Raw genomic sequence first — 6,096 nt, 5'->3', positions numbered from 1 at the left:
GACCCCGGGCGCCCCCCGCGCGCTGGGCGCCTTCCGGATCGCGGCCATCGCCGCGGGTTCGGCGGGCGACGGCTCGCTGACCGTCGAGGTGCAGGACGTGGAGGGCGAGGGCGCCGCCGACCGCTTCAAGCTGGTCGTCAAGGACGGCGAGCGGGTCGTGGAGAGCTTCGACGTCTCCGCCAAGAAGACCGCCCGCAACTACGTGGTCACGCAGGTCAAGCAGCGCTCCAAGGCGATCCTCATCGAGGAGACCGGCAGCGGGCAGCTGGCCAAGCCGGACGCGCAGAGCGTCACCCTGGCGCCGCCCGCACCCGCGCCGGCGCCGGCGCCCGCCACGACGGGCGGCCAGGTGGCGCGGGTGGACTCCGGGCAGTTCATCGGCGACTCCGCCGACCGCACCGGGTTCGGCGGCCTGGAGGCGCTGGACGAGGTCAACATGGTGGCCGTACCGGACCTGATGGCCGCCTACCAGCAGGGCCTGATCGACCTGGAGCAGGTCAAGGCCGTCCAGCTCGGGCTCGTCGCGCACTGCGAGCTCATGGGCGACCGCATGGCCATCCTGGACCCGCCGCCCGCGCTCAACGCCCGTGACGTGCGCAAGTGGCGCCAGGAAGTCGCCGGTTACGACTCGCGTTACGCCGCGCTGTACTACCCCTGGATCAAGGCCTTCGACCCGGCCAGCGGCCAGACCCGCATCGTGCCGCCGTCCGGCCACATGGCGGGCGTCTGGGCGCGCAACGACGCCGAGCGCGGTGTGCACAAGGCCCCGGCCAACGAGATCGTGCGCGGCGCGGTCGACCTGGAGCTCCAGATCACCCGCGGTGAGCAGGACCTGCTCAACCCGATCGGTGTGAACTGCATCCGCGCCTTCCCCGGCCGCGGCATCCGCGTGTGGGGCGCGCGCACCCTGGCCTCCGACCCGGCCTGGCGCTACCTGAACGTGCGCCGCTACTTCAACTACCTCGAAGAGTCGATCCTGATCGGCACCCAGTGGGTCGTCTTCGAGCCCAACGACCACGCCCTGTGGGCCCGTATCCGCCGCAACATCTCCGCGTTCCTGGTGAACGAGTGGCGCTCGGGCGCGCTCTTCGGGCAGCGCCCCGAGGACGCCTTCTACGTGAAGTGCGACGAGGAGACCAACCCGCCGGAGTCCGTGGACGTCGGCCGCGTGGTCTGCGAGATCGGCATCGCGCCGGTCAAGCCCGCCGAATTCGTGGTGTTCCGCCTGGCGCAGTTCTCCGGCGGGGGCGGCGAGCTGGAGGAGTAGGCCGCGCGGCACACGCGCGTACGGAATGCAGGCCCCCCTTCTTTTCAGTTTTCAGTTTTCGGCAGCAGGAGTGAACTCCCTTGTCCCTTCAGCCCGGTGATGCGCTCACCACACACAATTTCGGCCTGCAGATCGACGGCGTCATGGTCGAGTACCTGCAGGAGGTCAGCGGACTGACCATGGAGCAGGACGTCATCGAGTACCAGCAGGTCTCGGCGGACGGAAAGCCCGTCGTGAAGAAGATGCCCGGCGTGAAGAAGGCCGGTCAGTGCACCGTCACCCGCGGTATGACGCAGAGCCCCGTCTTCAGTGAGTGGATCAACAAGTCCATTGCCGGGGACATGGGTTCGGCGCGCAAGAACGCCACCATCATGATGATGGACTACCAGAACAACCCGGTGAAGCGTTACAACATGCGCAACGCCTGGTGCAGCAAGGTGGAGACCAGCAGCGTCAAGGCGGGCGACGCGTCCGCGCTGACCGAGCAGGTCACCATCGTCTTCGAAGAGCTGGTCATCGAGTAATGCGGCGCGAGGGACCAGCAGGGCCGGCGGCGGAAGCCGCGGCGGGCGGACGGGAACCGCTGCGTACGGAGTTCGAGTTCGAGCTGCCGCGGGGCTATGTGGACCCGTCCGGCACCGTGCACCGCAAGGGCGCGATGCGGCTGGCGACGGCCCGGGACGAACTGGTCCCGCTGCGGGATGTGCGGGTGCGCGAGAACCCCGCGTACCTGTCGGTGGTGCTGCTGGGCCGGGTCATCACCCGGCTCGGCACGCTCGCCGATGTCCACGACGGCACGGTGGAGAACATGTTCGCCTCCGACCTCGCCTTCCTCCAGGACTTCTACCGGCAGATCAACGCGGAGGGCCACACCCGCGCGGCGGTGGCCTGCCCGCACTGCGAGGAGTCCTTCGAGGTGGAGCTGGCCGGGAGCCGCCTGGGGGAATCGTGACGTACGCGGCCGACCGCATCGAGGAGGAAGTCGCGTACCTCGCCTACCACTTCCACTGGTCCATGGCCGACATCCTCGACCTCGAACACGCGGACCGGCGCGCGTACGTGTCGCGGACGGCGTCCCTGGTGGAACAGGCCGAGGCCAAGCAGTGAAGTGACAGGACAGCAGGAACGATTGGGGTAAACGGGGTACGGGATGGGTCTGTTCAGGTGGCGGCGGCGGGCGGAGCGCCCGGAGGGCGCGCAGGAGCCGGTCGCCGATACGGCTTCGGCCGGGTCGGCGCCGGGCGCGTCGGGCGCGGCTGACCCGGGTGCGGTCGGCGCGACCGGCCCGGGTGCGACCGGCCAGGACGCTTCGCCCGCGCCCGTGGACGGCGGCTGGGCCACCGTGGCCCCGGTCCAGCGCGTCCTGTCCGCGCCGCGGCCGATCGCCGAGACCGGCTTCGGCGCCACCCTCACCACCCACCAGAACCCCTCCTTCGGCGGTGAACTGGGCCACGCGGTCCGCCGCTCCGCCCCCAGCGGCGTCCTCCACGGCCTCCTCACGCCGGTCGCCGGCCGCCCCACGTCCCTCGGCCTGCCGGCACTTCACCTGCCGGTGCGGCCGCGTCCCGACGGCGCGGCGGAGGAAGAGACGACCACGGGCGAGGCCGAGCACCGCTTCGGCAGCGGGGCGGCTGCGCCGTCCCGGCCGGCCCGGGCCTCAACTCCCGCGCCGACGGCGGGTCCGGCGTCTGCTCCGGCCCCGCGTACCGCGCCTGCTTCTGCTCCGTCTTCTGCTCCGGCGTCGGCTGCGGCTTCTGCTCCGGCATCGGCTCCGGCGTCGGCTCTCGCGCCTGATCCGGGTCCCGCGCCTGCCCCGGCCCCGGCCTCTGCTCCGGCCCCGGCGCCTGCCCCGGCAGTGCAGCGTGCGGTCACTGCGGAGGCTGCGGTCACTGCGGAGGCTCCGGCCGTAGGTGTGGCTCCGCCTGCCCCGAGCCGGGGTGCCGACGCGGAGCCGGAACCGGAGCGGGGGCCGGGGCCGCGTACCGCTGCCGTGCCGCCGGGGCCCGCCGTACAGCGGGCGGCTGCGCCGGGCAAAAGGCCGGGCAAGAAGCTGCGGGCAAACGCGCCCGCCGGCTCGACTCCGCGTCGTGGCCCGGACGGGTCGGCGCCCGTGGCACCACCGTCGGGAGACCCCTCGGGCGGGGCGCCGCGCACGCCGGATGCGCCCGTTAGCGCGCCGTCTCAGACCCCGTCTCAGGTCCCGTCTAAGGCGCCGTCTCAGCCCCCGTCTCAGGCGCCGTCTCAGGCACCGCAGACGACCGTGCAGCGTGCCGGCGCGCCCAGCGCCCGGGCCTCTTCGGGGCCTCAGCCCAGGAGTACGGGTACGGGTACGGCGGGTCAGGCTCCGGTATCCCCGCACCCCACGCCGTCGGCCACCAGGCCGGTACTGGGCGAGCGTCCGGCGGCGGACACCGATGCGGCCGCCGCCCCCGGCACGGTGCCGTCCGTGCGGTCCGGCGTGCCGTCAACTCCGTTGTCACGTACGGCTGGCTCCGCTGACGGGGCCGTCGTCAAGCCGCAGGACGGTGGCGGCTGGTCGCGCAGTTCCCCGCGCCCCTCACAGGGCCCGGAAGCGGGACCGTCCAACGCCGGAGGGCACGCCACCGGGCAGCGGGAAGCCGCCGCGCACGGCTCCAGTACGCCTGACAGCGCCGTACAGCGCGCAGCCACTGCGAACGCGCCGACTGCGCCTGCCCAAGGCACGAACGCGCCTTCCGCTGACGAGGCCGTCGTCAAGCCGCAGGACGGTGGCGGCTGGTCGCGCAGTTCCCCGCGCCCCCTGCTGGGCGCGGAAGCGAGTCCGCACCGTGCCGAGAGCCAGACCGTCGGGTCCGGCGCGCCTGACAACGTCGTCCAGCGTGTGGCTGTGACGGACGCGTCGGCTGCGTCCGGTCCGGGGCTCGGCGCGGATGCCGTCGACCGGGCGGCCGGGCTGCCCGTGAAGCGAAAGACCGTACCGGGAGGTGCCGTACAACGGGCTGTGGCGGTGCCGGTGGTGCGGCCCGAGCGGAGCGCTCGTCGGGAGGGCGGGGGCGCCGGGCCGGTGGTGCAGCGGCTGCGGGCGGAGCGTTCTGCGCTTACGGCGGCGGTGCCGGTGGGGGTTCCGCAGCGGCGGTTGATGCCGGTGGGGCAGGCACATACGGAGCAGGGTGACGCGTCGGTGCGTACGCCTGCTTCCAGCACTCCGGACGCAGCGGAACGTGCGCCTGCTTCCGATGCCGCGGACGCGTCAGCGGTGCGTACCCCTGCGCCCGGCACCCCGAACACGTCAGCGGCGCGCACCACTACTCCCGGCACCCCGAACACGTCGGTGATGCGAACCCCAACTCCCGGCACCCCGAGCACGTCAGCAGCGCGCACCACTACTCCCGGCACCCCGAACACGTCGGTGATGCGGACCCCCACCCCGGGCGCGTCAGCGGTGCGCGCCGCTGCTCCCGGCGCCGGGGACGTACCGGGCACCGGGCCGTCCGTCGGCGCGGGCCCGGGCGGTGCGGAGTCGGTGTCGCGGGCACCGTCGGCGCCTGTTCCGGGTGGTCGGACCCATGAGCTCCCCGGACCGGTACCCCCTGCCGGTCTTGGGGCGCCTGTCGCCGCCTCTCCGAGTGCGTCGGCGACAGGCAACCCCGTCGCTGCGCGGCCGGAACACCCCCTCCGGCCTGTGCAGCGACGGGCAGTTGTACGGCGTGTCCGGCGTTCTCCCGAGGAGAGCGCCGGCGCGCCGCCCGAGTCCCGTGCGGGCCAGCGACCCCGTACGGGACTCGGGGCACCGATTCAGCGGGCGGCGGACAGCGGACCGAACGGCCCAGCGGCTCGGGAGGTGCCGACGCGGTCGCCGATCGGTGCACCGGTCACGCCACCCGCCGTTCCCGGCACAGTGGCGCAGACGAACCCGGTCCACGGCGACGCCGCAGCCGCGCGGACGGCCGAAGGGGCCGGTGCGGAGGGGGTCGTTGTCGGACGTAAAGCGAAGCAGTCCGACAACGACCACCGGAGTACCGGTCCCGGAACCACCACCGCACAGGGGGCGGCCCCCGGCCCACGCGCCGACGCCCGCCCGCTCCCCGTCGTACCCATCAACCGCCGTATCGCGCCGGGCAGTTACCGCCCCAACGAGATCGGCGCAGGAGAACCGGGCTCGGCGCCCGCCGCGCTCGCCTCCTCCCGCGGCCTGACCACTCCGATGGCGAAGGCAGAGCGGCAGGCAGAACAGCAGGCAGCGGGGCAGGCAGAGCGGCAGGCAAAGCGGCCCGCACCTGCGCCCATGCCCATGCCTACGCCCACGCCCACAACCGCGCCCACGCCCGCCCCCGTACCGATGCAGAGGCTCGCGGCAGCACCCCCGCAGACCGACGCCCACCCCGGCACCCACCCCACCTCACGCCCCACCCCCCGCCCCGCCACACCCGTCGTAGCGCTGCACCCGCGCAGCACCGCCCCCGTACGGACCCCCCAGCCGCCCCTCCCGGTCGTCCAGCGCCGCGCACCCGCGCCCGCCCCCGTACAGACGCCGCCCGCCCCGCCGCAGCGGCCCGCCGCCGCATCCGCCCCACCCGCCGCACCTCCCCTGCAGCGCACCACGGTGCCCGCCGCCGCGCCCCCGCCGCCCGCACGCACCACATCCACACCCACGTCCGCGCAGACGCCCTCCAGCACCCCCAAGTCCGAGCCCGCTTCATCCCCGGCCACCCCCACCGCCCCCGCCGAACTGGACGACCTGGCCCGCCGCCTCATAGCCCCTCTCTCCCGGCTGCTGCGTGCCGAGCTGCGCGGTGACCGCGAGCGGATCGGCCGGCTGCGCGACCACGGCCGCTGAGGGCCACGCGCCG

General features: G+C 73.9%; 5 protein-coding genes. All 5 read left to right on the top strand.

Annotated features, from left to right (window positions below; translation table 11 throughout):
- On the top strand, nt 1–1,267 hold a 1,267-nt coding region (locus AC4IJH_RS38670; protein WP_490856671.1), incomplete at its 5' end, for a phage tail sheath family protein.
- An 80-nt stretch (nt 1,268–1,347) separates the two neighbouring features.
- Complete coding sequence (locus AC4IJH_RS38665) at nt 1,348–1,791, top strand: phage tail protein (protein ID WP_490856670.1); 444 nt, start codon at nt 1,348–1,350, stop codon at nt 1,789–1,791.
- A complete protein-coding gene (locus AC4IJH_RS38660) occupies nt 1,791–2,219 on the top strand; it encodes a hypothetical protein (RefSeq protein WP_490856669.1) in 429 nt (142 codons plus the stop codon). The genes AC4IJH_RS38665 and AC4IJH_RS38660 overlap by 1 nt, the downstream gene beginning before the upstream one ends.
- Nucleotides 2,216–2,374, top strand: coding sequence for a DUF6760 family protein (locus AC4IJH_RS38655; protein ID WP_490856668.1), 159 nt, complete (start codon nt 2,216–2,218; stop codon nt 2,372–2,374). The genes AC4IJH_RS38660 and AC4IJH_RS38655 overlap by 4 nt, the downstream gene beginning before the upstream one ends.
- Before the next feature lie 2,770 nt (nt 2,375–5,144).
- A complete protein-coding gene (locus AC4IJH_RS38650; RefSeq protein WP_490856667.1) occupies nt 5,145–6,083 on the top strand; it encodes a hypothetical protein in 939 nt (312 codons plus the stop codon).
- The last annotated feature ends 13 nt before the right edge of the window (nt 6,084–6,096 follow it).

The sequence above is a fragment of the Streptomyces sp. UF-297 genome, assembly GCF_058245575.1.
The sequence above is the reverse complement of the archived record's forward strand: the minus strand, read 5'-3'. Positions and strand labels throughout refer to the sequence as shown.

Excerpts from the sequence above, each read along its gene's own strand:
- AC4IJH_RS38660 (WP_490856669.1), top strand. The coding sequence starts at position 1,791 with ATGCGGCGCGAGGGACCAGCAGGGCCGGCGGCGGAAGCCGCGGCGGGC.